Source organism: Corynebacterium argentoratense (genome assembly GCF_021491455.1).
In the GTDB taxonomy this organism is placed as follows: domain Bacteria; phylum Actinomycetota; class Actinomycetes; order Mycobacteriales; family Mycobacteriaceae; genus Corynebacterium; species Corynebacterium argentoratense_A.
In genome coordinates, this window is the sequence record NZ_JAKETN010000002.1 from 326,356 (window position 1) to 350,947 (window position 24,592).

Here is a 24,592-nt window from a genome sequence, read left to right on the forward strand (position 1 = left end):
AACTAATCACCGGCGACACCACACGCCCCACCTCTTCCATGCGCACCGCAGCTACTGGCGCCCTCCGCGACTTCTACGCGGCCGAAACCCCCGCGACGTCAACACCCTCCGAGCAACTGCCCCTGCTCGCTGTCGATGTAGAAACCGGTGGCCTCGACCCCAACAAACACTCCCTGCTATCCATTGGGTGGGTTCCCATCAATGGTCGCGAGATTGACCTGTCTGGCGCCGGATATTACGTCCTCAACTCCAGTGATGACGCCGCGGGGGTGGGGGAGTCCGCTACCATTCACGGCCTCACCGACGATGATGTGGCGGCAGGGGCAGACCCCGAGCAGGCACTCACGGCGTTACTAAATGCCCTCAGCGGGCGGGTAATGTTGGCGCATTTTAAAAATATCGAGCAAGGGTTTCTCTCTCATGCTTGCCGACGTTACTTCGGTGCGGCGTTGTATATTCCCATCGTCGATACCTTCGCCCTTGAGCGTAGACATATGGAAAAGATGGGCACCTATCCACGCGGCGAAGACCTTCGCCTTGCACGAATCCGGGGGAGGTATGACTTACCCCATTATCCGAGCCATAATGCCCTCACTGATGCTCTGGCCTGCGCAGAACTCTATTTAGCGCTTGATGCCTCCACAGGCGCTACCCTCAAGCAGCTGCTCAACCCCTGAATAAAGTTGTACACTACTCTGTCATGCGTTACGGACGAATTGCGACACCAGACGGAATGACCTTTTGCGTAGTGGAAGGGGAGGGAGACTCCATCCGCTACAAAGCCATCGAAGGGCACCCTTTTAGCGAACCGGTATACACCGGCAAAGAGTATGGCGCGGAGGAAGCGCGAGTGCTGGCTCCCATGCTGCCCTCCAAGATCGTAGCGATCGGCCGCAACTACGCCGACCACGTCGCCGAGGTGTTCAAGAAGAGCGCAGAGTCCCTGCCGCCGACGCTGTTCCTTAAGCCCCCGACGGCCGTTGTGGGCCCCGAGGCTCCCATCAAGATCCCGGATTTCGCCACTCGCGTCGAGTTTGAGGGCGAGCTTGCTCTGGTCATCAGCCGCCCCTGCAAAAATGTCAAGGCGGAAGACTGGAAGTCCGTCGTGCTCGGCTACACCATCATGAACGATGTGTCTTCCCGCGATCTTCAGTTCGCTGACGGCCAGTGGGCGCGCGCGAAGGGCATTGATACTTTCGCCCCGATGGGCCCGTTTATCGTCACCGACCTTGATTCCATCGACCTGGACAACCTGCCTATCAAGGCGTACCTGACCCATGAGGGCAACACTGAGCTGAAGCAGGATTCGAACTCAGATCAGATGATTTTGTCGATTGGCGAGATCATCGAGCGCATCACCGAGTCGATGACTCTTCTGCCTGGTGACGTCGTGACTACCGGATCTCCGGCAGGTACCGCGCCGATGGTGCCGGGTGACTACATCCGCATTGAGATTCCGGGTGTCGGCACCTTGGGTAACCCAGTCGAGCGCGCCTAAGAGGCTTCTTTAGACGCCGAGGGCACGGCCAATGGTGCGGAGCTTGGCCTCCGCCTCCGCTACCTCGGCATCCGGCGCGGAGGCGGCAACAATGCCGCCTCCTGCCCACGCGCGTGTACTCAAACAGTCGGGCGCGACCTCCGCGCAACGAATCGCCACCATATATTCGCCATCGCCCTGGGCATCGCACCAGCCGACCGCCCCGGCATAAAAACCACGATCGAAGGGTTCCAGGTGGGCGATCTGCTCGTAGGCATCTGAGGTGGGGGTACCGCAGATCGCGGGCGTGGGGTGCGCGGCCATCGCGAGTTCCAAAGCCGTGGTCGAGGCGTCGCGCAGCGTGCCCTTGATGGGGGTGGCCAAATGCCACATCTCTCGGGTGGCAGTGACCTCCGGCTTCTCCGGGATGCTGAGCTCGCAGAACGGGGCCAAGGACTGCCTGAGGCTCTCCACCACAAAAGCGTGCTCGGCCAGATCCTTAGCTGAAGACAGTAGCGCGTCGCGGCGTCGTATATCTTCCTGACTGTCTTCGCTGCGGGGCAGGGAACCCGCTAGGGGATACGCAGACACCACGCGCCCGTGGCGCCGCACCAGCACCTCCGGTGAACAGCCAACCAGCATGCCGCCGCCAGCCGGAGACAAATCGGCAATAAAACCATTGCCGTGCAAAGATCCATCGATAAGGCGAGCGGCGATCAGCAGGGGATCAGTGGGGGAGTCGAAGCGATAATCCACCGCTCGCGCCAAAACAACCTTGTTCAGAGCCGCGTCTGAGCGCAACACCTCGACCGCCTGGGCGACTAGCGCGGCGTGCTGATCAGCAGAAGGAATCGTGCCCACCACATGCGCGCTGGGAGCCGGCCCACGATAATGCTGGTGCGGGTGGAGCTTGGTAGCCTCGCGTCGAATCACCTCGGGGACAGTCAGGGCTGCAGCCGCGCCACCTGCTCCTGTTGGGAGGAAAGGCAGCGCCCCCACCACCATCTCCACCCGGGAACCCTTCAGCGCATCTACCGCTTCCGAAGGATCCGTGAACGTCTGCGCACACCCCTGCGTGAGTACCGAACCAGTGGAACGGGAGAGCAAAAAATCCGGAGCCGTCGAGGGACGATCCGGAAAAAGAGAAGCCATCTGGGAGGCAAGAGCAGAAGTCACAACTATCCGATTTTAGCAGCCAGGTAAGATGGAGCCTTATGTCTGACGTTCGCGTACGCTTTTGCCCCTCACCCACCGGAACACCCCACGTTGGGATGGTGCGCACCGCGCTATTCAACTGGGCTTATGCCCGCCACACCGGCGGCAAATTGATCTTCCGCATCGAAGACACCGATGCAGAACGAGACTCCGAAGAGTCCTACCAAGCAATTATTGACTCGCTGAAATGGTTGCACATGGACTGGGACGAAGGCGTCGAAAAGGGCGGACCCAACGAGCCTTACCGTCAGAGCCAGCGCATGGACATTTACCTCGACGTGTTGGAAAAACTTAAACAAGCAGGGGAGATCTACCCCGCCTACTCCACGGCAGAAGAGGTCAAGCAGCGACACATCGACGCCGGCCGCGACCCGCAACTTGGTTACGACAATTTCGACCGCGACCTCACCGAAGAGCAGATCGCAGCGTTCGAAGCGGAAGGACGTAAACCTGTGTGGCGTCTACGGATGCCGAACAAGGTGTGGAAGTGGAACGACCTCGTGCGCGGCGAGATCGAATTCAAGCCCGAGACTCAGCCTGACTATGTTGTGGCGCGTTCCAACGGTGCCCCGCTGTACACCCTCGTCAACCCGGTTGACGACGCGTTGATGGGAATCACCCATGTTCTGCGTGGTGAAGACCTTCTGCCTTCCACCCCGCGCCAGTTGGCGCTCTACGAAGCCCTGATCCGCATCGGTGTCGCAGAACGCACCCCGGAGTTTGGTCACTTGCCCTTCGTGATGGGGGAGGGCAACAAGAAGTTGTCCAAGCGTGATCCGCAGTCCAACCTGTTCAATCACCGTGATGCAGGCATCATCCCCGAGGGCATGCTCAACTATCTAGCACTCCTCGGATGGTCCCTGTCCAAGGACCAGGACATCTTCAATATCGACGAACTTGTCGCGAACTTCGACGTGGCCGACGTGCTGGGTAACCCCGCGCGCTTTGACCAGAAGAAGCTCGAAGCGATCAACGCCGATCACATCCGCCTGCTGGAACTCGATGACTTCACCAACCGCCTGCGTACCTACCTGGAGGAGTACAAGGACTTCCCCGCTGATTATCCGGCGGACAAATTCGCTTTTGCTGCTGAGCAGGTGCAGACACGCATCAAGAAGCTTGAAGACGCCTGGGGCTTGCTGAAGTTCCTCGTCACTGCAGATGAGGACCTCACGCTGGATGACAAGGCTGCGAAGAAGAATCTTAAAGATGACGCCGTGCAGCCACTGACCGAAGCCATCAACGTTCTTGAAGGCGTTGACGACTTCACCACTGACGCCATCGAAAAGGCCCTCTCAGCCAAGCTGATTGACGAGCTTGATCTGAAGCCTCGCAAGGCCTACGGTGCGCTCCGCGTGGCCGTTTCTGGTGAAGCCATTTCGCCCCCACTGTTTGAGTCCATGGAACTGCTGGGCAAAGAATCGACGCTCAACCGTCTGCGCTCCTGTTTGGCCCAGACCCCGTGGGCGAGCGAGCCTGCGGAAGGCTAAGCCCGCACGTTCAGAAGTTTTTAGCGCGTGGCCTGCTGATTTGCGGCCATGTGTTCGCTGTGGTTATATTATTCCTCGTTGCTTACGCGGCCGACTCGGATCGCGAAAGTAAACGATGGCCTATGGTGTAATTGGCAACACTACGGTTTCTGGTACCGTCATTCTTGGTTCGAGTCCAGGTAGGCCAGCTGCAGTTTCTACTGCTAACGCTAGCCCCGTTCGTCTAGCGGCCTAGGACGCCGGCCTCTCACGCCGGTAACACGGGTTCAAATCCCGTACGGGGTACAAAATACAACGCCTCACCCGCATCAGCGGGTGAGGCGTTGTGGTTTATGATGACAGAATGCTTGACCCCTCCCGTATTCCACGCGTCCTCGAAGAGCTGCGCGACACCTGGGAAGGGCAGCCAGAGCTCTCCCTTCCCGCGCTATTCGGAGCGCTCGAACTGCGCGGCATCGGTTGGACATCTACAGATGAAGAACTTATTCAAGCCCTCCAAGACCTCCGTGCCACCCACCCCTCCCGCATTCGCCAAATAGACCCCGGCACCTGTGTACGCGTACAAACCGACGGCAGTGTTGTCTACATTGACCATCGCGACGTCATTACCCTTCCTGGAGGTGAGGTACGGCCATCTGTGTGGCAATACGCCTCGATTGACGTTTGCGAAGTGGGGCGGCCGCTGCGCCTCACCACCGCCGATGGGGTGAGTGCGCGGTTGGGAGTAGTCGAGGCTCTCAATTCAATGACGATTCCTCGTGCCGGGCTATCGCTGAATTCGACTGAAGGTGCGGCGCAGCCTCAACCGTGGTTCGCCGCCGATATCGACCCTCATGAGGTGCGTCTACTCGTCGACATAGAAAGCGAAGATCCGCATCTGCCCGCAGCGCCGTCTGCTGCGGAAGCCACCTCCGACAGGGGCATCGCTGATTCTAAGAATCAGGCGCAGGAGTGTCGCTGCTTGGTAGGGCACGATATTCATACCTGGATACAGGGGCGTCGCGAAACCCAGCACACGTTGCGCGGTTGGGATCGCATCGGGGCAGTGGCGGTGAACCGGGAGGTTGTCGTTGACGGACGCAGCTTGGGCCGGGCACGGGCAGTATGGGTGTTGCCGCAGTTCAGCGACCTTATTTGGTAAAGGTCGCTGCGCTCTATATAGTTGATCTTCGTCGCATAGAGCGCATATGCCCCGTTCGTCTAGCGGCCTAGGACGCCGGCCTCTCACGCCGGTAACACGGGTTCAAATCCCGTACGGGGTACAAAAATAATCCCGGAGTCTTTACAAGCTCCGGGATTTGTTATTTCTTCAGCTACTGGGCGGGCGGCTGATAGTCGGTGAAGTCGTCAATCATTGCTGTGGTCACCATCGCTGCATCATCGCCGTTGGAGGTGTAGTGCAGCTCGATGAACAACGACTGGATGTCGTCGTCGGCGGCCTTAGCCGGCAAGTGTGCGGCCACATCGCTGAGTGCCTGCGTGGGCGGTGCTGCCACCGTCCGCTTTGGATACTGCGTTGTCACCCTCGATGCGGCCTTGGACTTGCTTGATCGCATCGATGCGGCTGATGTCCGAATATTCTGTGGCCGTGTACGTGTGCACTAGGGGCGTGCGATCATCTTTGGGAATTGACGCTGTGGCGGTTATTTCTGTGCCGGAGGTTTGGCGTTGGTCTTCCGGGGTTGGCCCGCACGCTGTAATGAACAGGGTGCAAGCCAGCGCTGCGGCGGGGAGCGCGAGTGCCGGGCGGCCTGTACGGGCAAATGAGAAACTCATGGCGTGTCCTTTCAGGTCACAGTGTTAGGATAATTGTGAGCCTACGCTGGTTTTTGTTTTCTAGTCCTTGGAGGTCTGATGTTCGCTGCCCGTACGTTAAAAATCTGCGCTGTCGTCAGTGCAGCTGCGCTATGTATGGTCGGTTGTGGCGCGATCACGATCGAGAAAAAAGATGACGCCGCGACGCCTGCGGCCAGCAGTACAGGCGCGACGTCAACACCCACAGCGGCACCCGCAGCAGGGCTGTTGGACAAACTTAAACCGCAGCTAAAGAGCTCCCACGGCAGCGATTGCGGGCCTGTGTATATGACCCAAGGCTTCGTCGATGAAGTGTCGGGGGTGTTGCCGGAGCCGGACTACCGTGAATGGACGGTGCTTAATTCCGATTATGACCCTTGCGCGCCGGCCAGTTACGCGCTGCTGATGCGCTGGTCTACACACCCGACCGGGACCTCGACGCAAAACAGCGCACAGTGGGCTTTGGCGGCCTTCGATAAAGGCAAGGTGGTCGCCGCTGAGAGGATTAGAGGTGGTGCGTCTGCGCGCTTTGATGGAAGCGGTGAGGCCCTCATCTATGAGCAAGGCACGTGCAATAATGCTTCTCAGGGTGCTGATTATGAAGGGAAATGGGTACTCAGGGGCGGGGACATTCAGGTGTGGGGCAAAGACAAGCTGCCGAATTGCAACGTCAAAATCGACACCGAAGGCAGCCCGCTGGAAGCAGTCGACTACGGCAAGGATGAAGCAAAGATTGTGTCGCTCGCTAGCGGCTTCCCCTTCGCCAGTGAAGACGGGACGGTGATGTGCCATGCCGGAAGCGGCAACAGGCAGCCGTATGTCACCTGCATGGCGGTTGAATCCTCAGATCGTGATGCCCGGACTGCATCCTGGGTGCTGGGCGAGGATGAAGTGTGCGGGATCTACCCGGGTGAGGAACAAAGCGTAGCCAAGATTATTTGGACCGATGAAAAGCAGTTCTGTGGAACATTCATGGAGGGGCAGTCGCTATGGATCGCACGTGGCGGCAATACGGCCAAGCCCACCGACGTGCGCAGGCTGGACAAGGGTGCCGTCGTAGTGGTGCCGGGCTTCGACGGGTTCGAGGCCCACGTGGGTAAAGACTTTATTGAGGTGAGCTACGAAGGGGAAACTGCGCGCATCACCAACGACAAGGTCGACTTTTCCTAAAACCCAGGGGCTGGGTTCTAGAGCATGGCTTGGGTGATGGCCTCGGATGCGCTGACCAACGTTGGGCCGAAGCGCTTGCCTGGGGTGTCGCCCAAACGTTCCGCTGGCCCCGAAATGGACAAGGCGGCAATTATTTTGTCCTCAAAGAACACTGGCACCGACACACTAGCCAGGCCCGGTTCGCGTTCGCTGATGGACTCCGCCCATCCTTTAGAGACGACCCCGCTGAGTTCTTCGGTGCTAAAAGAGGCTTGCGGCAGTATTGCTTCGCGCAGTGTTTCATCGCCGAAAGCTACGAAGACCTTCGCCGCACTGCCGGCACACAGCGTCATCCTCGTGCCCACGGGGACAGTGTTTTGCAAACCAGTTTTGGGTTCCATGCTGGCGACGCAAATACGTTGAAGCCCTGTTTGGCGGTAGAGCTGCACGGATTCTTTGGTGTCGTCGAGCACGGTGCCCATGATGTGTTCCGCGGCGTCAAGAAGCCTGTCCTGCTGCGAACCCGCCAGTTGTGCTGCGCGCGGACCGATTGCCCATTGGTTGCTGCTTGTGCGCCACAATAAACGGTGTGCTTCTAGCGCGGTGGCTAGTCGGTGGGTGGTTGCGCGGGGGAGTCCGGTGGCTTCCGAGAGTTCCCCTAAAGAGCGGGGCTTGGCGGCGATTGCTTCCATGATGAGTACGGCGCGATCAAGAACTTTGATGCCGCTGACGTCTTCGGGGGTGGAGCGGGTGCCCTTGCTTCGTGTTGTTTTGCCCTCTGCGCTATACTGTCCCATACAGTGATATTAACATCTCGCACTGTGGGAAGCTACCTTGTTGGTTTCTCACGCGAGATCGGATAAGGAGACGACGAACTATGACCGCAGTCAGCCAGCCCCTGACTATGGCAGAAAAGGTGTGGAATGACCACATCGTCGCGCACGGTAGCAACGGCGAACCGGACCTCATCTACATTGACCTCCACCTACTCCACGAGGTCACATCACCACAGGCCTTCGATGGTCTCCGACTCGCCGGGCGCAGTGTCCGTCGGCCCGACCTGACCATCGCGACCGAAGACCACAACGTCCCCACCGAAGGTATCAAAACCGGCGCCATCACCGAGATCAAAGACATGATTTCGCGGCTGCAGGTGGAAACACTGCGCAAAAACTGCGAGGAATTCGGCGTTCGCATCCACCCGATGGGTGACGTCGACCAGGGTATCGTCCACGTGGTCGGGCCCCAGCTGGGCCTCACACAACCCGGCATGACGGTGGTGTGCGGCGACTCCCACACCGCAACCCACGGTGCATTCGGATCAATCGCCTTCGGCATCGGTACCTCGGAGGTCGAGCATGTTCTGGCCACCCAAACCTTGCCGCTCAAGCCCTTTAAAACCATGGCGATCAATGTCTCCGGCGAGCTGCAGCCGGGCGTGACAGCTAAAGACCTAATCTTGGCCATCATCGCCAAGATCGGCACCGGTGGTGGGCAGGGCCACATCATCGAATACCGCGGCGAAGCTATCGAAAAACTGTCGATGGAAGCCCGCATGACCATCTGCAACATGTCGATTGAAGCAGGCGCACGTGCCGGCATGATTGCCCCCGACGAGACCACCTTCAACTACCTCAAAGGCCGCCCCCACGCACCGACCGGGCAGGACTGGAACGATGCTGTTGCCTATTGGCGTAGCCTGCGCACAGACGATGACGCCGTGTTCGACACCGTGGTCGACATCGATGCCAGCAGCCTCACCCCCTTCGTTACCTGGGGCACCAACCCCGGACAAGGCCTACCACTGGGTGCAAGTATCCCCAGCCCTGAGGACTTCACCAACGACGCAGACAAAGCCGCGGCGCAAAAAGCACTGGACTACATGGATCTCACGCCGGGTACGAAGCTACGCGATATCAAGATCGACGCTGTTTTCGTAGGCTCCTGCACCAATGGTCGAATTGAGGATATTCGCGCTGTTGCAGAAATCCTGGATGGCCGCAGCATCCACCCCGATGTCCGCATGATGGTCGTTCCCGGATCCGCGCGAGTTAGCCAGCAGGCCCAGGAAGAAGGACTCGACCAAATCATTACCAAAGCCGGTGCGCAGTGGCGTCAGCCCGGATGCTCGATGTGCTTAGGTATGAACCCCGATCAGCTGTCCCCGGGTGAGCGCAGCGCGTCGACCTCCAACCGCAACTTTGAGGGACGCCAGGGCAAAGGCGGCCGCACCCACCTCGTGTCACCCCAGGTAGCTGCCGCCACGGCTATCGCTGGAACACTAGCCAGCCCCGCAGACATTTAGACAGCGAGCAGAGAGTTAAAAGTCATGGAAAAATTTAGTATTCACACTGGTGCTGGTGTTCCGCTGCGTCACTCCAACGTCGACACCGACCAAATTATCCCAGCGCAATACCTCAAGCGTGTCACACGCACAGGTTTCGAAGACGGGCTGTTTTCCGGATGGCGGAGCGACCCTGATTTTGTGCTCAACCAGGACGGCTACAGGGAGGGTTCTGTGCTGGTCGCAGGGCCGGACTTCGGTACTGGTTCTTCCCGCGAGCACGCCGTTTGGGCTCTCATGGATTATGGCTTCCGCGTGGTGTTTTCTTCCCGTTTCGCCGACATTTTCCGTGGCAACGCGGGCAAGGCAGGGCTGCTTGCCGCCCAAATGAGCCAAGATGATATTGAAACGTTGTGGAAGCTGCTGGAACAGACTCCCGGTCTTGAGCTCAGCGTTGACCTCAACGAGCGCCTGGTGACCGCCGGGGGAGTCACACTGCCCTTCGATGTGGACGATTACACGCGTTGGCGGCTGCTTGAAGGGCTTGATGACATCGGGCTGACCCTTCGCCAGGAAGAGGCCATTGCCTCTTTCGAAGCCCAGCGCCCGGCATTCAAACCAGCCACCCTCTAGCCACTGCGGTCCGGGGGCCCGGGGCACGCGGCTCTGCCGGAGCTATTTCACCGGCAGCGGGGACTCAATATAGTCGGCAGCAACCAAGCTGCCCTTGTGGAAATCCAGAACCCACACGGAGGCTTTTTTAGCGCTCGCGCCTTGTAAAGACTCATCGAGGCTGCCTAAAAGCTCCGGGATAACCAGCCCCTGGGAACACACCACTGTGGTGCCGCCGGAGGCGACGATTGTCGACAGCGCTTTGGCTGCTGCCCGGGTATCTGTGGCATAGGTGTCGTCATCGAAGGCCGGCTCGATTGTGAGGTCCATCGTGGTAGCCATCGCGAAGGGGCGCAGTGTCGTCATGCAGCGATCCGGGCTCGCCGAAAACAAGACCGTCGGCTTGTACGCATCTAACAATCGCACGAGTGCGTCAGCCTGCCGGCGTCCTTTTTTATCCAGTGGACGCATCGAATCGTCCCCGGTCCAGGTCCGGCGGGGGTGCGCATGTGCGTGGCGAACTAACAATACACGCGCATCAACGGGGTGGGCGGTGCGCTGTACAGCACGCCCGATAACGTCTTTGTCCATCGGATAGCTGACCTTTGCGGCGGCTTCCTCGGGGGATAGCCACAGCAGCTGGTCGCATTCACTGTTGGGTTGGAACTCGCCCTCGGGTGCGTCTGCGGTGAAGTAGTACACCACTTTGGTGCGCTTGCCCAGGGGGTAGCTGACATGGCCGAGTAAACCTCCGAGAGCCACGTCAAACCCGGTTTCTTCCTTAATTTCCCGCACTGCGGTTTCGGGTAGTGACTCGCCGGGGTCGACTTTGCCTTTGGGTAAAGACCAGTCGTCGTAGCGGGGACGGTGTACTACAGCGATGCGCCCCTGCCGGAACAGCACTGCTCCTGCCGCAAAAACCGGCTTGGTGAATAACTGCGCGGGCCGTGCGGGGATCGCGTTGACGGGGTGGAGCGAGTCAGTGCTGTGTGTAGCTTGCATGCCACAAACTTACCGCCTATTCGGGTAGTTTCGTCTGTATGGATACCCACATGTCTTCTCCCACGGTTGCTGTTATGGGGGCTGGTTCCTGGGGAACCACCCTGGCGAAGGTTTTCGCGGACGCAGGTTCCAGCGTGCGTTTGTGGTCCCGGCGCGCGGATGCTGCGCGTAGTATCCAGATCACGCGGGAAAATCATGATTACCTGCCTGGTTTGACTCTGCCTTTTGGTATTTCGGCTACTGCGGATGCGGCGCAGGCTTTGGATGGTGCGGATATCGTGGTACTTGCGGTTCCTAGCCAGACGCTGCGCGGTAACTTGGCCCAGTGGCGGGATTTGATTGGCTCGGATGCGTCGATTGTGTCTTTGGCTAAGGGCATCGAAAAGGGTACGGGTAAGCGGATGAGCGAGGTTATTGCTGACGTCGCGGGGGTTGATGCTCAACGTATTGCGGTGTTGTCTGGGCCAAACCTTGCTCGCGAGGTTGCGTTGGAGCAGCCTGCGGCGACGGTGATTGCGTGCCCTGATCAGCAGCGTGCTGAGTTTATTCAGCATGCGGTTGCAGCTCCGTATTTTCGTCCCTATACCAACCCGGATGTGGTTGGCTGTGAGATCGGTGGTGCGTGTAAGAACGTTATTGCTTTGGCTTGCGGTATGGCTAGTGGCCAGGGGTTGGGGGCGAACACTGTGGCGTCGTTGATGACGCGTGGGCTTGCGGAGATTACGCGTTTGGGTGAGGCGTTGGGGGCCGATGCGCGGACGTTCGCGGGGCTTGCTGGTGTGGGTGACTTGATTGCTACCTGTTCGTCTCCGTTGTCGCGCAATCGTAGTTTCGGTGTGCGTTTGGGCAAGGGGGATACGTTGGAGCAAGCTGCCCATGCAACACACGGTCAGGTGGCGGAGGGCGTGACTAGTTCGCGTTCTGTGTATGAGCTGGCTGTGGAACATGGTGTGGAGATGCCTATTACCCGTGCGGTGTTCGATGTGTGCCACAACGGCTTGGCCGTGTCCGATATGGTTGGCGCGCTCATGGGGCGCTCTAAGAAAGCCGAGTAGCGGGGGTAGAGTAAATGGTCGTGACTGAGCAATCCGCTAAGAATTCTTCCGCACCCATCCGCGTAGCGATCATTTATGGTGGTCGCAGTTCGGAGCACTCCGTGTCCTGCGTGACAGCCGGTGCGATTATGAGCCACCTTGACCCTGCCGCTTATGAGGTCTTCCCCGTGGGCATCACCCGTGAGGGTGTGTGGACGGTGGGGCAACGCGACGTCACCAAATTGGTGGTTGATGGGCGCAGATTACCCGAGGTCGAGCTCACTGAGGCCATCACTTTGGCGCTCGACCCGGAGCACAAGGGGCAGTTCACAACCTCTGACGGGCGGCTGCTATTCGAGGCAGACGTGGTATTCCCCTGCCTGCATGGCCCCTTCGGTGAAGACGGCACGATCCAGGGCCTGTTCGAGCTATCCGGTGTGGCTTATGTTGGGCCCGGTGTGCTCGCATCGGCTGCCTGCATGGACAAGGAATACACGAAGAAGATTCTGGGTGCCGCGGGTCTTGCGATCGGCCGCGAACACATCCTCTACCCAGGCGACAGCACAGACTTGGGCCAGCAACTGCGGGAAGAACTCGGCCTTCCGGTGTTTGTGAAACCCGCCCGTGGTGGTTCCTCCATCGGTATCTCCCGCGTGACTTCCTGGGATGATTTCGATGATGCCGTGACGCTCGCTCGCGAACACGACGCGAAGGTCATCATCGAATCGGAAATCATCGGCGACGAGGTAGAAGTCGGTGTTCTTGAACTTCTCGACGGCCGCATCATCGCATCCGTACCCGCGCAGTTGCAGGGCACAGATGAGGGCGAAGAAGGCTTCTACGATTTCGATACCAAGTACCTCGACAACGTGGTGGCACCGCTGATCCCCGCGCCTATTGGCGATCACGCCACGGAACAGCTGCAAAACCAGGCCATCACAGCGTTCCGTGCGCTCGGCTGCCGTGGGCTTAGCCGCGTGGACTTCTTCCTCACCGACAACGGGCCCGTCGTCAACGAGGTCAACACCATGCCCGGGTTCACCCCGATCTCTATGTACCCGCAGGTGCTTCAAGCCAGCGGCTACAGCTACCAGCAACTACTCGACATTCTGATCGAGCGCGCACTGACCACCAGCTAGCCTCAGCACAGCCCACGCGAGACCACCCCAGCCCGACCCCTGAACTCCGCGCAACCCCTACATCGACAAACCTGGGGCCAGCGTAGAGGACTAGGGGCTAGGGCTGGGGCTGTTCGGGCAGATTCTTCGCAATCGCATTCGATAAAGGCGTCAACACTTCGGTACCAAGAGCTTGCGGCAAATTAACAGCCACGATTTGTTCATAGCCCAACCCGTACAACGTCGACGCCGTAGTGCCGTTACCGAGCGTGCTATCTTCCAGCCACGCGACGTCATTAACCTGCTGCAACGCAGCACCGGGCTTATAAGCCTGGGGGAGTGCCACACCACAACGCACCACCACAGGCTCCCGGCCTTCAGCCACCCACGCAGCCATCGTCCCGGGGGCAACTAGGGGGCCCACCTCGGACGCATCCAACACACGCAACTGGTAACCATCCACCTGCGGCAGGGCGGCCATCAAACCACGGCACTGACGCGACACCACCTCGGCGCCCTCACCAGACGACGCCCCGCCCGAAGACGCAAGAGTCGACAACGCAATCGGATGGGGCTTGGCCGCCGGACCATCACCTGCGCCAACCTGCTCGATCAACTCAGTCACAGCAGAATCCGCATCCTGATCAGCCGTCACAGCAACAACCGGAGTCGACCCCACCCGATACCACGTCGACAACGTCGAGCCCGGAGTCTCATCCCCAACCCGCATCCACCCGTCATCAACCACACTCAAATCACTAAACTGCGCAGGCGTATCAACACCACACCGCAACGTCACCCGCTGCTGGGAACTCTTCGCCCACGCAGCAGCACCCTCCGGCGCAGGATCCACTAGATCCACCGACCGAAAACCCCCAACCTTCGACGGCAGACGCTCAAGAAGATCAGCACACTGCGGGCTGGACGCCTCCGGGGCATCAATAATCGATAAAGCCACCGGTGCCTGAGCATCAGACAACGCCAGATGACGCCCCACTCCAATGACACCAGCGACCAAACCCACGGCCAACAACAACGACACGATCGAACCGTTGACCACCACACGCGACGACGAATCCATGGGCGTCATATTAGTGTTAAACCCCTATGAATACCGCACCCACTCCCGCCACGTTATCCAACGTCGGCGAAAGAGCAGCCATCGACGCCATGCTGGAGCACATGCCCAGCAGCAGAAACGGTGATGACGCCGCGGTGCTGCCGGTTCCCGCACCAAACTCACGCACCGTCGTGTCCACCGACACCCTCGTCGAAGGACGCCACTTCCGCCTCGACTGGTCCACCCCCTACGACGTCGGCGTCAAAGCAATCACACAAAACTTCGCCGACATTGAAGCCATGGGGGCTCGCCCCATCGCCGCACTACTGGCCGTCAGCGCGCCGGGCACAACCGAACTGGCCGTGCTGACAGAGCTGGCGCGCGGCGTCGGCGACAGTGTAGAACGCTACAGTGCGCAGACCGTCGGCGGTGACCTCTGTTCGGCAGACAGCATCATCATTGGGGTGACAGCCATCGGAGTTATCGGCGGAAGCATGCCCGCACTCACCCTCGACGGGGCACGCCCGGGGCAGCGCCTGGTGGCAGCAGGCAGGATCGGCTACTCAGCTGCCGGCCTGGCGCTGCTCAACCACTTTGGACCCGAAGAACTGCCGTTGGGCTTTGACGCCCTCATCCGCGCCCACTGCGCTCCCACCATTCCCATCGGCCGTGGCGTCGTGGCCCGCGCGACCGGGGCAACTGCCATGACCGACAACTCAGATGGACTCATCCACGACCTACACACCATGGCCCAGCGCAGTGGAGTGAACATTGACCTCAGCGCCCAAGCAATCGCCCCAGACGCCCTGATGATCGCGGCCGGCCGCGCCGTAGGCATCGACCCCTGGGAGTGGGTACTGCACGGGGGAGAAGACCACACGCTCCTGGCCTGCACCAATAAAGCCACCCCCTCGGGCTTCCGCACCATAGGAAAAATCCTCAGCGCGCAAAACAACCAACACCCGCAGGCAGACACACACAGCCCCATCACCCTGGACTCGCAACCCGTCCAGCCCCACGGTTGGGACAGCTTCGCATGAGCACCCCCGCTGAACACCATGGGTGCGACTACACAGAGTCAGCCCTGCTGGCCCCCATCGACCGCAGCTGGTTCGATGCCGGCCTGCAACCAGAAGCGCTCCGCGACGTCATCAATAATCTTGCCCAGGACACGCGCACGATCCACCCTAAACCCGAGCTAGTCCTGCGGGCTCTCAGCATGCCGGTTGCGCACGTCAAAGTGCTCATCCTCGGCCAAGACCCATACCCCACGCCAGGCCACGCCGTTGGCCTGAGCTTCGCCAGCGACGCACCCAGGCTGCCTCGAAGCCTCGCCAACATTTACAAAGAACTATACGATGACACAGCCACCACCCGAACCACCGGCAATCTTGATGACTGGGTCGACCAGGGTGTGCTGCTGCTCAACACCACCCTCACCGTGGTCTCCGGGCAGGCGGGCTCCCACAGTCGCATCGGGTGGAAGAAGGTCACTGACGCCATTATCGCTATCGTCGATCGCCCCGGCGTCGTGGCACTGGCATGGGGCGCCCACGCGGGACGCGCACTCGCAAACTGCCAGCACATGGAGGTCATCGCCAGCGCACACCCCTCGCCGCTGTCCGCGCGCAGGGGCTTCTTCGGCTCCCGCCCCTTCAGCCGAGCCAACGAGACACTCATCGCCGCTGGCCGTGAACCCATCAACTGGTAGAGTTTCACCCTATGGATTCAAAGGTTACGGGGGCGTCTGCGGATTCCCCCTATCCGACCGCCCTTGACGGCGCAGGCGTGTACCGCTGGGCATGCGTAGCAGCCTCCGCGCTGGAGGAGCGCCGGGCGGAAATCAATGCCATGAACGTCTTTCCCGTCCCCGATTCCGATACCGGATCCAACATGGCACACACCATGGCCGCTGCGGTGGAAGAAGTGCACCGGCGCTTCGGGCCCGACCCCGACGTAGAATCCCTCACTCTTGATGACGTCGCGGGGGCACTGGCTGCAGGCTCCGTGCGCGGCGCACGCGGAAACTCCGGAGTCGTCCTGAGCCAAGTGTGGCGTGGCATTGCCGAAGCAACCACCGGTGGTCGCGTGGATGGCACCACCATCAGCCGGGCCCTCACCCTCGCCCGGGACATGGTCGACCGGGCTATCGCGGAGCCCGTCGAGGGAACCGTCATCACCGTGCTGCGCTCCGCAGCAGTCGCCGCCGAAGACGCAGTCAACCACAACGCCCCCCTGTATGACGTCGTCCAACAAGCCACAACAGCTGCAAAAACGGCGCTACAAAACACCCCTTCGCAACTGAGTGCCTTGCGTGAAGCAGGGGTAGTAGACGCTGGCGGTGCGGGCTTTGTCGTGCTCCTGTCCAGCTTGCTGTCCTATCTCGAGGGCACACCTGTTGAAACCCACCCCACAGTCGTCCATGACCTAGCCAATCAGCCAGAAATGGAGGTCATGGCGTACCTTGAATCGACCGGGGAACAGCAGGTCGATTTCAATGCCCTGTACGCCGCACTCGCGGATATGGGCAACAGCCTGATTATCGCCCCCGCGGGAGACGCGGGAAACGCCGCCCAGATCCACATCCACACAACCCAACCAGGTGCGGTGGTGGAACTGCTGTTTGCTAGCGCCCCGAGCGTCACCGGCCTGAGGCTCGAAGTGCTTCCTCCAGCCCCCGCGACGTCACAACCCGAACGCGTCCTGGTCGCCGTGGTACCCGAAGGGTCGCTCGTCACGCTCTTCGAAGATGCAGGCGTCCGCGTGCTCAGCCCCCGCAACAACACAAGCCCTACAGCCACCTTCAACGAAGACGCAGTCAACACCTTTGCCGGATCCCTACGGGCAGAAGCGGCGACAGAAGTGGTACTCATCCCCAACGGTGTGCTCAGCCGCCGCGACCTGATTTCCGCGGAACTAGCATGCACCGCAGCAGGCAAGACCCTCAGCATCGTCCACAGTGACTGCCCCGTTCGAGGCATCGCCGCCCTCGCCGTGCACGACCCCGCATCCCCGCTTGCATTCGACTGCTTCAGCATGAGCGACGCGGCCTCCAGCATGAGGGTCGCGCGGATCGTCGACAACGCCGCCCCCGACATCTCTGACACCATTGACACTTATGCTTCTTACGCGGACTGGCAGTACGGAGCCTTCAACGCGCGCGTATTCGACGACGCACCACTGGCGACAGCAACCACCGTCCAGCAATGCATCTTGGACACCTGCACCCAGATGCTCCAACGGGGCGGCGAATTAGTCACCCTGCTGCAGCGCGAACCCTTCCTAGATGACAATGACGTCGCGGAACTACAGCAACAACTCAACCAGGCGCGCGATGGGCTCGACGTGGGCGAGATCTCCGTCGTCAGTGTCCATGCCGAAGGCATCCGCCCACTGGTTGAAATCGGGGTCGAATAATGCTCGGCTGGCACGACGACCGCCCACTCGGCAGCATCATCCCACCCAAACAAGCCACCAAACTCGATTTCGACAACGTCTACGAACTACTGACCTACTACCCGCGCGCCTGGGCATCCCACGGCAGTGGGGTAGATATTGACGCCGCGAACGACGGCGACATCGTCACCTTCGTCGGCACCATCGCCCGAGCCCAATCCGGCTACACATCCACCGGAAAATTCATGCATCGGGTCGACGTTCACGTCCAGTCACCCCTCGGCACACGCAGCATCAACGCCACCTTCTTCCAAGCTCGCCTGCCCGCCAAACAGCTCACCCAAGGCGTGCGCGTAATGATGTCCGGAAAAGTAAGATTCTTCCGCGGCAATCCCCAAGTCTCACACCCCACCTACGTTGTCATCACCGATCCGGACGCGCAGGACACCGCACCCCGCCGACGCACCCGCGGCGGAGGCGGCCTGACTCAACTCAGTGACTACGGATCCCCCGAACAACTCCAACAACTCATGGAGTCCCTGGATTACCTCGCCGTGTACCCCGCACGCAAAGGCACAACCTCCTGGGCTATCCTCGGCGCCGTCAACGCTGTCCTCCAATCCACTCCACCCATCCCAGAACCACTCGGCGACACACCAGAAGACCTCCCCAGCTTTGACGAAGCAATCCGCGGCATCCACCAACCAGACCACCGCGGCCCCCGCCCCTTCATCGACCGCATCAAATACAACGAAGCCCTCGCCCTCGCACTCGTCATGGCACTGCGCCGCGCAGACACCGCACACCGCACAGCACCCCCATGCCCACCCACACCAGAGCCCTCATGGCAGCAACTCACAGCAAGCCTGCCATTCGAGCAAACCAGCGGCCAACGCGACGTCATTGCTGATATCTCACGCGACCTCAGCAGCACCCACCCCATGAGCCGCCTGCTACAAGGCGAAGTCGGCTCCGGAAAAACACTGGTTGCACTCGCAGCCATGCTCCAAGTCGTCGACGCCGGCAAACAATGCGCCTTCCTCGCACCCACCGAAGTACTCGCAGTCCAGCACGCGCGCGGCATCACCAACATGCTCGGCCGCGCCGGGCTGGGAACCTCCGTGGTGTGCCTGACCGGATCCATGAGCACCGCCGCCAAACGCGACGCCCTGCTATCTATCGTCTCTGGCCAGGCGGACATCGTCGTTGGCACCCACGCACTCATCCAAGACAACGTCGAATTCTTCGAACTGGGGCTAGTGATCGTCGACGAGCAACACCGCTTCGGCGTGCAACAGCGAGACCGCCTGCGGCACACCGGTAGCGACGTCATACCCCACCTACTGGTCATGACGGCCACCCCCATCCCACGCACCATCGCGATGACAACATTCGGCGACCTGGACGTGTCTACCCTCACCCAGCTGCCCGGCGGTAGGAAGCCCATCACCAGCGTCGTCGTACCCGAAGAAAAACCCACCTGGGTGGCGCGCGCCTGGGAACGCATACGCGAAGAGGTACGTGCAGGCCACCAAGCCTATGTGGTGTGTCCGCGAATCGAAGGCGACGGTGGGGTAGAGGCCGTTGCCCTCATGCTTGAACAACAGATCTTCCCCGACCTGCGGGTAGCGGCGCTCCACGGCCGCATGCACCCAGAAGACAAAGATGCTGTGATGGCATCCTTCGGCCGCGGCGATATTGATGTTCTGGTGTCGACCACCGTCATCGAAGTCGGCATTGACGTACCCAACGCCACCGTCATGTACATCCGCGAGGCTGATAATTTTGGTGTGTCACAGTTGCATCAGTTGCGCGGACGTGTCGGGCGTGGCGGGCACGCGTCCTTGTGTTTGCTGCACACCCACCAGCCGATCGACAGTGATTCCTACACCAGGTTAAGCGACATCGCGGCCACCAGTGATGGTTTTAAACTCGCCGAACTAGATCTGCGCTCCCGCCACGAGGGCGACGTGTTGGGCACCGCCCAGTCCGGAAAAACAAAGTCTGTCAAGCTGCTGTCATTGATTGATGACGCCGCGTTGATTGAACGCGCAAACCGTGACGCGGCGTCATTAGTGGACAAAAATATTGAACTCGCCCGTCGCTTAGTCAGTGATGTGGAAGTAGACGCGCGCGAGTTCATCGACAAGAGTTAGACTTTATCCCCATGAATATTTGTGCCCCTTTCGCTGGCATCGTGCATTACCGGGTCGACCCCGGTGCACAGGTTAATACCGGCACTATTTTGGCGACGATTGAGGCAGTAAAGCTGGAGGCCCCATTGGTAGCCCCAGGCCCAGGTATCGTTGGGCAGAAATTGTGCGCCGACTATGCCGATGTCGAAGGCGGGCAAGCGGTGTTGACCCTAGAGGAAGGCTGACAGCACAGTGGGACAAACTCGAATAATTTCCGGTGTAGCCAGGGGACGCAAGATCAGCGTGCCGCCGCGAGGCACCAGGCCGACCTCCGATCGCGCACGGGAGGGGCTTTTTTCTTCCCTTGCTGTCCGTTTCGGATTCGAAGGACGCCGCGTGCTCGACCTGTTCGCTGGTTCAGGCGCGCTAGGGCTGGAGGCGGCCTCGCGCGGGGCAGAAGAGGTCATTCTGGTTGACGACTCCGCGGCCGCTGTCGACACAATCCGGCGCAATATCGCGGTCGTCGGGCACCCTCGTGTCAGCGTGCTGGAGATGAAGGCCTCCAGTTACGTGGCGTCTGCGCCGGCAGAATACTTCGATATGGTTTTGGCGGATCCCCCGTACGACCTAGCTGATGAAGCCGTCAACGAGATGGTGCGGGCGCTGCTACCGTCTTTGCGGGACGGCGCCGCCGTGGTTGTCGAACGCCATGTGGATTCCCCCAACACCGATTGGCCGGACTGTCTAGTTCCCACCACCCAGAAGTTAAAGAAACGTACGTTTGGCATCGCACGCATGGACATGGCTGTGTTCGATGCGGAACTATACGCTCCCACGAGCGGAGAGGAGTCCTAGTGCGCGTTGTATGCCCAGGCTCATTCGACCCTGTGACGATGGGGCACTTGGATGTGTTTGAACGAGCCGCACGGCAGTTTGAGCGCGTCACGGTGCTTGTAACGCACAACCCCAACAAGCAGGGAATGTTCACTGTCGAGGAACGCATGCAGCTGATCGAAGATGCCACTGCAGACCTAGACAACGTTGATGTTGATTCATGGAGTGGGCTGCTGGTTGATTACACCACCAAGCATGGGGTGAGCGCGCTGGTTAAAGGCTTGCGCAGCGGGTTGGATTACGAATACGAGCTGCCCATGGCTCAGATGAATCACCGTATGACAGGCCTGGATACGTTTTTCCTGCTCACCGACCCCAAGTATGGCTATATTTCCTCTACACTGAGCAAAGAGGTAGCCCGCTACGGTGGGGACACATCGGAGATTCTTCCACCGAACGTGGTTGAAGCTTTGAATAAGAAATTGGCTTAAGCGCTATGACGTTAGCGTTGGTCGTTGGGCTCGTTGTGGCGCTTGGAGCTGGTCTGCAACGTGTTGCGGGCATGGGGCTTGGCTTGATTGCCGCAACCATTCTGTCGATCGTTATCGGCCCCGTTGAAGGGGTGATGATTGTCAATGTGCTGGCGATTATCACGGCCTTCGGGACAGCCTGGGCCGCGCGCGCCGATATCGACTGGAGACATTTCGCGTTGATCGCGCCTGTACTTGTGGTCGGGTCGATCCCCGCGGCGTTATTAATCACTCGAATTGATAAATCGGGCCTGCAGGTACTCGTCGGAGCAACACTGCTGATAGCTCTCAGCACGGTGACATACGGGCAGCGCCATATTCCACGCGTGCATTCACCTGTGTGGGCTGTCATCGCTGGCATCATCGGCGGATTCACCAATACCCTTGCCGCTATCGCCGGACCCGTCATCACCGTTTATGCTCAAGCATCCCGCTGGGACCACCACAAGTTCGCGGCCACTTTGCAGCCTCTGTTCATTGTCACTGGTGCGGTGTCTGTGGCCACGAAAACTCTGTTTGGTGCCGGCAGTGTCGCGCATACGGCGCCCAGCGTGTGGGTGGCTGGTGTCATCGGCTTGACTGTTGGCCTCGTAGTAGGCGGTAAGGTGGCACGCTGTGTGTCACGGGAACGGGCCAGACAGCTGGCGCTCAGCGTCGCTTTTCTCGGGGCGATCGCTGCGCTGGTTCGTGGCCTAGTCGGCTAAAACAGCGCGGTGAGGCTCTCTTGTGGGGATGAGCCCCACCGATGAGAACAGTGGCCTAGAGCAGGTTAGACAAGAACTCACGGGTACGAGTGTGCTGGGGGTTGTCGATAACTTGCTCGGGAGTGCCATGCTCGACGATGACACCACCGTCGATGAACGCAACCTGGTCCGCGACTTCGCGGGCAAAACCAATTTCGTGCGTGACCACAAGCATGGTCATACCTTCGCGTGCAAGCGAGCGCATGACCTGCAACACTTCGCCCACCAATTCGGGGTCAAGTGCAGAGGTCGGCTCGTCGAAGAGCATAAGCTTGGGCTGCATCGCCACCGCGCGGGCGATGGCTACACGCTGCTGCTGACCACCAGACAATTGGACGGGGTAGGCATCGGCCTTGTGCGCCAAGCCGACTTGTTCGAGCAGTTCCATCGCGCGTTGCTTCGCCTCTGCTTGCGGCTGCGACTTCACGTGTACGGGCGCTTCAATAATGTTGTCCAGCACAGTGCGGTGGGGGAACAAGTTGAAGTTCTGGAAGACCATGCCGATGTCCGCGCGCTGGCGGGCGGCTTCCTTCGCAGAAATTTCATACAGGACGCCGTCTTTTTCCTTGTAACCGATGAGCTCGCCGTCCACATACAACCTGCCTGCATTGATTTGCTCAAGGTGATTGACGCAGCGCAGAAGCGTGGACTTGCCTGAGCCCGATGGGCCGATAAGGCAGGTCACGCTTCCACGGCGAACCTGGAGGTCGATTCCCTTGAGGACTTCCAGGTGGCCGAAGCTCTTGCAGACTTTCTGCGCATCGATCATGAGTTGTTCGTCAGTCATGGGAAGTCCTTAATGTTCGTCCGTGATTGTCACGTTTGCCGGCGGTTTGCCTTCAGCATCGGCAAGGGCCGCCAGTTGGCGCGCCGTCAGCTGCCGGGAAGCACCCCGAGAGAAGTAACGCTCAAGATAGTGCTGGCCGACCATCAACAGTGAGGTAATGACCAGGTACCAGGTTGCGGCGACGAGAAGCATCGGCACAGGCAGGAAGAGGTTGTTTGCGATGTCCATCGAGCGTCCGTACAGCTCGAGGCTGTAGGGGATCGCAACGACCAACGAGGTGGTTTTGAGCATGGAGATGAGCTCGTTGCCGGTAGGCGGGATGATGATGCGCATTGCTTGGGGAAGCACCGTGCGGCGCATGGTGAGCCACCAGCTCATGCCCAACGCCTTGGATGCCTCAGTTTGTCCTTCGGGGACGGCCTGGATACCAGCCCTGACGATTTCTGCCATGTAGGCGGATTCGTTGAGGCCTAAGCCGATGACGGCCAAGAAGAAGGCGTTTGAGAGGATAGTTTCGAGGCTGATCTGGGTAAAACCAATATCGATGAATTTATAGATGTTACTGAGCAGGCCCCAGAACACCAGCTGAACATAAACCGGAGTGCCGCGGAACACCCACAGGTAGGCGAGGCTGACCGCGCGTAAAACGGGGTTGGGCGACATGCGGAGCACAGCCAGGATCGCACCGAGTACCACACCAATGAGCATTGCCAGAATGGTGATTTCGAGGGTGTGCAGAGCAGCGACTGCCACTCGAGTGTCCAGGAGATACGCGAAGTAGGTGTCCCAGTGGTACGCCTCGTTAGTGGCGCTAGACCACACGAACTTCGTGGCAATGAGCAGGAGTATCGCGGCGGCGATCCAGCGTCCAGGATGATGAAGCTGCTTTGCTTCGATCGGTGCGGGCGTTGCGGGGGAAGAAGAATGTGTAGCCATTATTGTCCGTTCATTACAGCTGTGTCGACGGCGCCGGCTTCGACGCCCCACATGGTCAGGATGCGTTGGTAGTCGCCACTGTCGATGAGATGCTGCAGTGCAGCTTGTAGAGCGGGCCCAAGGTCGGAGCCTTTGGCCACTGGCCATCCGTAGGGTGCTGCATCAAAAATCTCACCCGTCAGCTCGATGGCCCCGTCGGAGCGTTCAACCGCCCAGGCGGTCACCGGTGAGTCAGCGGAAAAAGCATCAGCTTTGCCAAGCACGAGCGCTGTAGCGGCAGCATCGGAAGAATCATAGGCAAGTTTCTTGATGGGCTGTTTACCGGCTTCCACGCAAGCGTCTGATCGGAGAGTGATGTCGTCAGTATCGGAGACGGTAAGACGCTGAACCGACACAGTCAGTCCGCAGGCATTGTCGGGATCAACCGGTGCGCCTGTTTGAGAGGCCCACTGGATTCCAGCGTTGAGAAAATCCACAAAGTCGAATTGCTTGCGGCGTTCCTCGTTATCGGTAAAGCCCGAGGCTCCGAAGTCCACGGAGCCGGCCTGCACTGCAGGCAGAATCATGGGAAAGTCTTGGTCTTGAATGTTGAGCTCGAGGCCCATCACTGCGGCAGCTGCGCGAGCAAGGTCAATTTCGAAACCAATGATTTCACCGGCGGAATCCTTGAATTCAGCCGGCGCGAAGGGGGGATTGGTCCCGATGGTGATGGAACCTTTGTCTGCGATCTCTTTGGGCACGAGTGCCTGTACTTCAGCATCGGGGGCTGGGATGACAGGCTCCCACCCTTCTGGGTGCCCGCCCTCTTCATTGGTGACGCATCCCGCGAGCGCGAGTGCGCCAGCGAGCAGTGATGCGAGGGGAGCGAGGCCCCTGGGGCGAAGGATTTTCATGGGTGATAAGTCTAGTGAACCTGAAGCAAAGTTCATGCCTGTGTACCCCCGCTTAGGGCTTCAGCATGGTGTGTGGTGTGGAGTTGGTACTGGTTTAGCCCGC

Annotated in this window: 26 protein-coding genes and 3 tRNA genes; 20 read left to right on the plus strand and 9 right to left on the minus strand. The window is 59.8% G+C overall.

The genetic code is table 11. From position 1 onward, the window contains the following. Positions 1 to 38: 38 nt before the first annotated feature. Both L1C91_RS03975 and L1C91_RS03980 read left to right on the plus strand, forming a co-directional pair. Positions 39 to 677 carry an exonuclease domain-containing protein gene (locus L1C91_RS03975; RefSeq protein WP_234858197.1) on the plus strand — a complete coding sequence of 213 codons (639 nt, stop codon included), beginning with the start codon at positions 39 to 41 and terminating at the stop codon, positions 675 to 677. A 23-nt stretch (positions 678 to 700) separates the two neighbouring features. Next, complete coding sequence (locus tag L1C91_RS03980) at positions 701 to 1,498, plus strand: fumarylacetoacetate hydrolase family protein (RefSeq protein WP_234858121.1); 798 nt, start codon at positions 701 to 703, stop codon at positions 1,496 to 1,498. A 9-nt stretch (positions 1,499 to 1,507) separates the two neighbouring features. On the opposite strand, the gene L1C91_RS03985 is transcribed toward L1C91_RS03980, so the two are convergent. Further along, a complete protein-coding gene (locus L1C91_RS03985; RefSeq protein WP_234858198.1) occupies positions 1,508 to 2,629 on the minus strand; it encodes an isochorismate synthase in 1,122 nt (373 codons plus the stop codon). Positions 2,630 to 2,691: 62 nt separating this feature from the next. On the opposite strand from L1C91_RS03985, the gene gltX reads away from it, so the two are divergent. From gltX to L1C91_RS04010, 5 genes are all read left to right on the plus strand, one after another. Continuing rightward, a complete protein-coding gene (gene gltX / locus L1C91_RS03990; RefSeq protein ID WP_234858122.1) occupies positions 2,692 to 4,182 on the plus strand; it encodes a glutamate--tRNA ligase in 1,491 nt (496 codons plus the stop codon). A 116-nt stretch (positions 4,183 to 4,298) separates the two neighbouring features. Beyond that, positions 4,299 to 4,370, plus strand: a tRNA-Gln gene (locus L1C91_RS03995). A 24-nt stretch (positions 4,371 to 4,394) separates the two neighbouring features. Continuing rightward, positions 4,395 to 4,467, plus strand: a tRNA-Glu gene (locus tag L1C91_RS04000). A gap of 58 nt (positions 4,468 to 4,525) precedes the next feature. Next, positions 4,526 to 5,323 carry a hypothetical protein gene (locus L1C91_RS04005; RefSeq protein WP_234858123.1) on the plus strand — a complete coding sequence of 266 codons (798 nt, stop codon included), beginning with the start codon at positions 4,526 to 4,528 and terminating at the stop codon, positions 5,321 to 5,323. A 48-nt stretch (positions 5,324 to 5,371) separates the two neighbouring features. Further along, positions 5,372 to 5,444 (plus strand) — tRNA-Glu (locus L1C91_RS04010). A 51-nt stretch (positions 5,445 to 5,495) separates the two neighbouring features. Here L1C91_RS04010 and L1C91_RS04015 read toward each other — a convergent pair. Together L1C91_RS04015 and L1C91_RS04020 are read right to left on the minus strand one after the other, a co-directional pair. After that, positions 5,496 to 5,645, minus strand: coding sequence for a hypothetical protein (locus L1C91_RS04015; protein WP_234858124.1), 150 nt, complete (start codon positions 5,643 to 5,645; stop codon positions 5,496 to 5,498). Further along, on the minus strand, positions 5,623 to 5,958 hold the full coding sequence (locus tag L1C91_RS04020; protein ID WP_234858125.1) for a hypothetical protein: 336 nt from the start codon (positions 5,956 to 5,958) through the stop codon (positions 5,623 to 5,625). Before L1C91_RS04020 ends, L1C91_RS04015 begins: the two co-directional genes overlap by 23 nt. Positions 5,959 to 6,036: 78 nt before the next feature. On the opposite strand from L1C91_RS04020, the gene L1C91_RS04025 reads away from it, so the two are divergent. Beyond that, positions 6,037 to 7,146 carry a hypothetical protein gene (locus L1C91_RS04025; RefSeq protein WP_234858126.1) on the plus strand — a complete coding sequence of 370 codons (1,110 nt, stop codon included), beginning with the start codon at positions 6,037 to 6,039 and terminating at the stop codon, positions 7,144 to 7,146. Between the two features lie 17 nt (positions 7,147 to 7,163). Here L1C91_RS04025 and L1C91_RS04030 read toward each other — a convergent pair whose 3' ends face one another. Further along, positions 7,164 to 7,922, minus strand: a complete 759-nt coding sequence (locus tag L1C91_RS04030) for an IclR family transcriptional regulator (protein WP_268836303.1) — start codon at positions 7,920 to 7,922, stop codon at positions 7,164 to 7,166. A gap of 80 nt (positions 7,923 to 8,002) precedes the next feature. On the opposite strand from L1C91_RS04030, the gene leuC reads away from it, so the two are divergent. Beyond that, a complete protein-coding gene (leuC, locus tag L1C91_RS04035) occupies positions 8,003 to 9,430 on the plus strand; it encodes a 3-isopropylmalate dehydratase large subunit (RefSeq protein WP_234858127.1) in 1,428 nt (475 codons plus the stop codon). Positions 9,431 to 9,454: 24 nt separating this feature from the next. After that, on the plus strand, positions 9,455 to 10,042 hold the full coding sequence (gene leuD, locus L1C91_RS04040) for a 3-isopropylmalate dehydratase small subunit (RefSeq protein ID WP_234858128.1): 588 nt from the start codon (positions 9,455 to 9,457) through the stop codon (positions 10,040 to 10,042). A 42-nt stretch (positions 10,043 to 10,084) separates the two neighbouring features. Here leuD and L1C91_RS04045 read toward each other — a convergent pair whose 3' ends face one another. Then, a complete protein-coding gene (locus tag L1C91_RS04045) occupies positions 10,085 to 11,023 on the minus strand; it encodes an NUDIX hydrolase (protein ID WP_234858129.1) in 939 nt (312 codons plus the stop codon). A gap of 38 nt (positions 11,024 to 11,061) precedes the next feature. Between L1C91_RS04045 and L1C91_RS04050 the strand changes: the two genes are divergently transcribed. Continuing rightward, positions 11,062 to 12,078: an NAD(P)H-dependent glycerol-3-phosphate dehydrogenase gene (locus L1C91_RS04050; RefSeq protein ID WP_234858130.1), complete on the plus strand. Its 1,017-nt coding sequence runs from the start codon at positions 11,062 to 11,064 to the stop codon at positions 12,076 to 12,078. Positions 12,079 to 12,092: 14 nt separating this feature from the next. Further along, a complete protein-coding gene (locus tag L1C91_RS04055; protein ID WP_234858131.1) occupies positions 12,093 to 13,196 on the plus strand; it encodes a D-alanine--D-alanine ligase family protein in 1,104 nt (367 codons plus the stop codon). 97 nt (positions 13,197 to 13,293) lie between these two features. Here L1C91_RS04055 and L1C91_RS04060 read toward each other — a convergent pair whose 3' ends face one another. Next, positions 13,294 to 14,256: a DUF3515 domain-containing protein gene (locus L1C91_RS04060; protein WP_234858132.1), complete on the minus strand. Its 963-nt coding sequence runs from the start codon at positions 14,254 to 14,256 to the stop codon at positions 13,294 to 13,296. Between the two features lie 26 nt (positions 14,257 to 14,282). Here L1C91_RS04060 and L1C91_RS04065 point away from each other — a divergent pair, with 26 nt between their 5' ends. Genes L1C91_RS04065 through L1C91_RS04100 form a run of 8 tightly spaced genes read left to right on the plus strand, consistent with a single transcriptional unit; the run spans position 14,283 to position 21,834 of the window. Continuing rightward, complete coding sequence (locus L1C91_RS04065; RefSeq protein WP_234858133.1) at positions 14,283 to 15,275, plus strand: thiamine-phosphate kinase; 993 nt, start codon at positions 14,283 to 14,285, stop codon at positions 15,273 to 15,275. Next, positions 15,272 to 15,946 carry a uracil-DNA glycosylase gene (locus L1C91_RS04070; protein WP_234858134.1) on the plus strand — a complete coding sequence of 225 codons (675 nt, stop codon included), beginning with the start codon at positions 15,272 to 15,274 and terminating at the stop codon, positions 15,944 to 15,946. The genes L1C91_RS04065 and L1C91_RS04070 overlap by 4 nt, the downstream gene beginning before the upstream one ends. A gap of 11 nt (positions 15,947 to 15,957) precedes the next feature. Continuing rightward, positions 15,958 to 17,652, plus strand: coding sequence for a DAK2 domain-containing protein (locus L1C91_RS04075; RefSeq protein WP_234858135.1), 1,695 nt, complete (start codon positions 15,958 to 15,960; stop codon positions 17,650 to 17,652). Beyond that, positions 17,652 to 19,787 (plus strand): ATP-dependent DNA helicase RecG, encoded by a 2,136-nt coding sequence (locus tag L1C91_RS04080; protein ID WP_234858136.1) that lies wholly within the window; start codon positions 17,652 to 17,654, stop codon positions 19,785 to 19,787. The genes L1C91_RS04075 and L1C91_RS04080 overlap by 1 nt, the downstream gene beginning before the upstream one ends. Positions 19,788 to 19,798: 11 nt before the next feature. Continuing rightward, positions 19,799 to 20,011: an acetyl-CoA carboxylase biotin carboxyl carrier protein subunit gene (locus L1C91_RS04085; RefSeq protein WP_234858137.1), complete on the plus strand. Its 213-nt coding sequence runs from the start codon at positions 19,799 to 19,801 to the stop codon at positions 20,009 to 20,011. 7 nt (positions 20,012 to 20,018) lie between these two features. Continuing rightward, complete coding sequence (locus L1C91_RS04090; protein ID WP_234858138.1) at positions 20,019 to 20,621, plus strand: RsmD family RNA methyltransferase; 603 nt, start codon at positions 20,019 to 20,021, stop codon at positions 20,619 to 20,621. Further along, positions 20,621 to 21,091: a pantetheine-phosphate adenylyltransferase gene (gene coaD / locus L1C91_RS04095; protein ID WP_234858139.1), complete on the plus strand. Its 471-nt coding sequence runs from the start codon at positions 20,621 to 20,623 to the stop codon at positions 21,089 to 21,091. The genes L1C91_RS04090 and coaD overlap by 1 nt, the downstream gene beginning before the upstream one ends. Positions 21,092 to 21,096: 5 nt before the next feature. After that, positions 21,097 to 21,834 (plus strand): sulfite exporter TauE/SafE family protein, encoded by a 738-nt coding sequence (locus L1C91_RS04100; protein ID WP_234858140.1) that lies wholly within the window; start codon positions 21,097 to 21,099, stop codon positions 21,832 to 21,834. 55 nt (positions 21,835 to 21,889) lie between these two features. On the opposite strand, the gene L1C91_RS04105 is transcribed toward L1C91_RS04100, so the two are convergent. From L1C91_RS04105 to L1C91_RS04115, 3 genes are read right to left on the minus strand one after another with little or no spacing between them, the layout of a single operon-like run. Continuing rightward, positions 21,890 to 22,660, minus strand: coding sequence for an amino acid ABC transporter ATP-binding protein (locus L1C91_RS04105; RefSeq protein ID WP_328219579.1), 771 nt, complete (start codon positions 22,658 to 22,660; stop codon positions 21,890 to 21,892). 9 nt (positions 22,661 to 22,669) lie between these two features. Continuing rightward, positions 22,670 to 23,596: an amino acid ABC transporter permease gene (locus L1C91_RS04110; RefSeq protein WP_234858141.1), complete on the minus strand. Its 927-nt coding sequence runs from the start codon at positions 23,594 to 23,596 to the stop codon at positions 22,670 to 22,672. After that, entirely contained in the window at positions 23,596 to 24,489 is an 894-nt protein-coding gene (locus tag L1C91_RS04115; protein ID WP_234858142.1) for an ABC transporter substrate-binding protein, read from the minus strand. The genes L1C91_RS04110 and L1C91_RS04115 overlap by 1 nt, the downstream gene beginning before the upstream one ends. Positions 24,490 to 24,592: the final 103 nt, after the last annotated feature.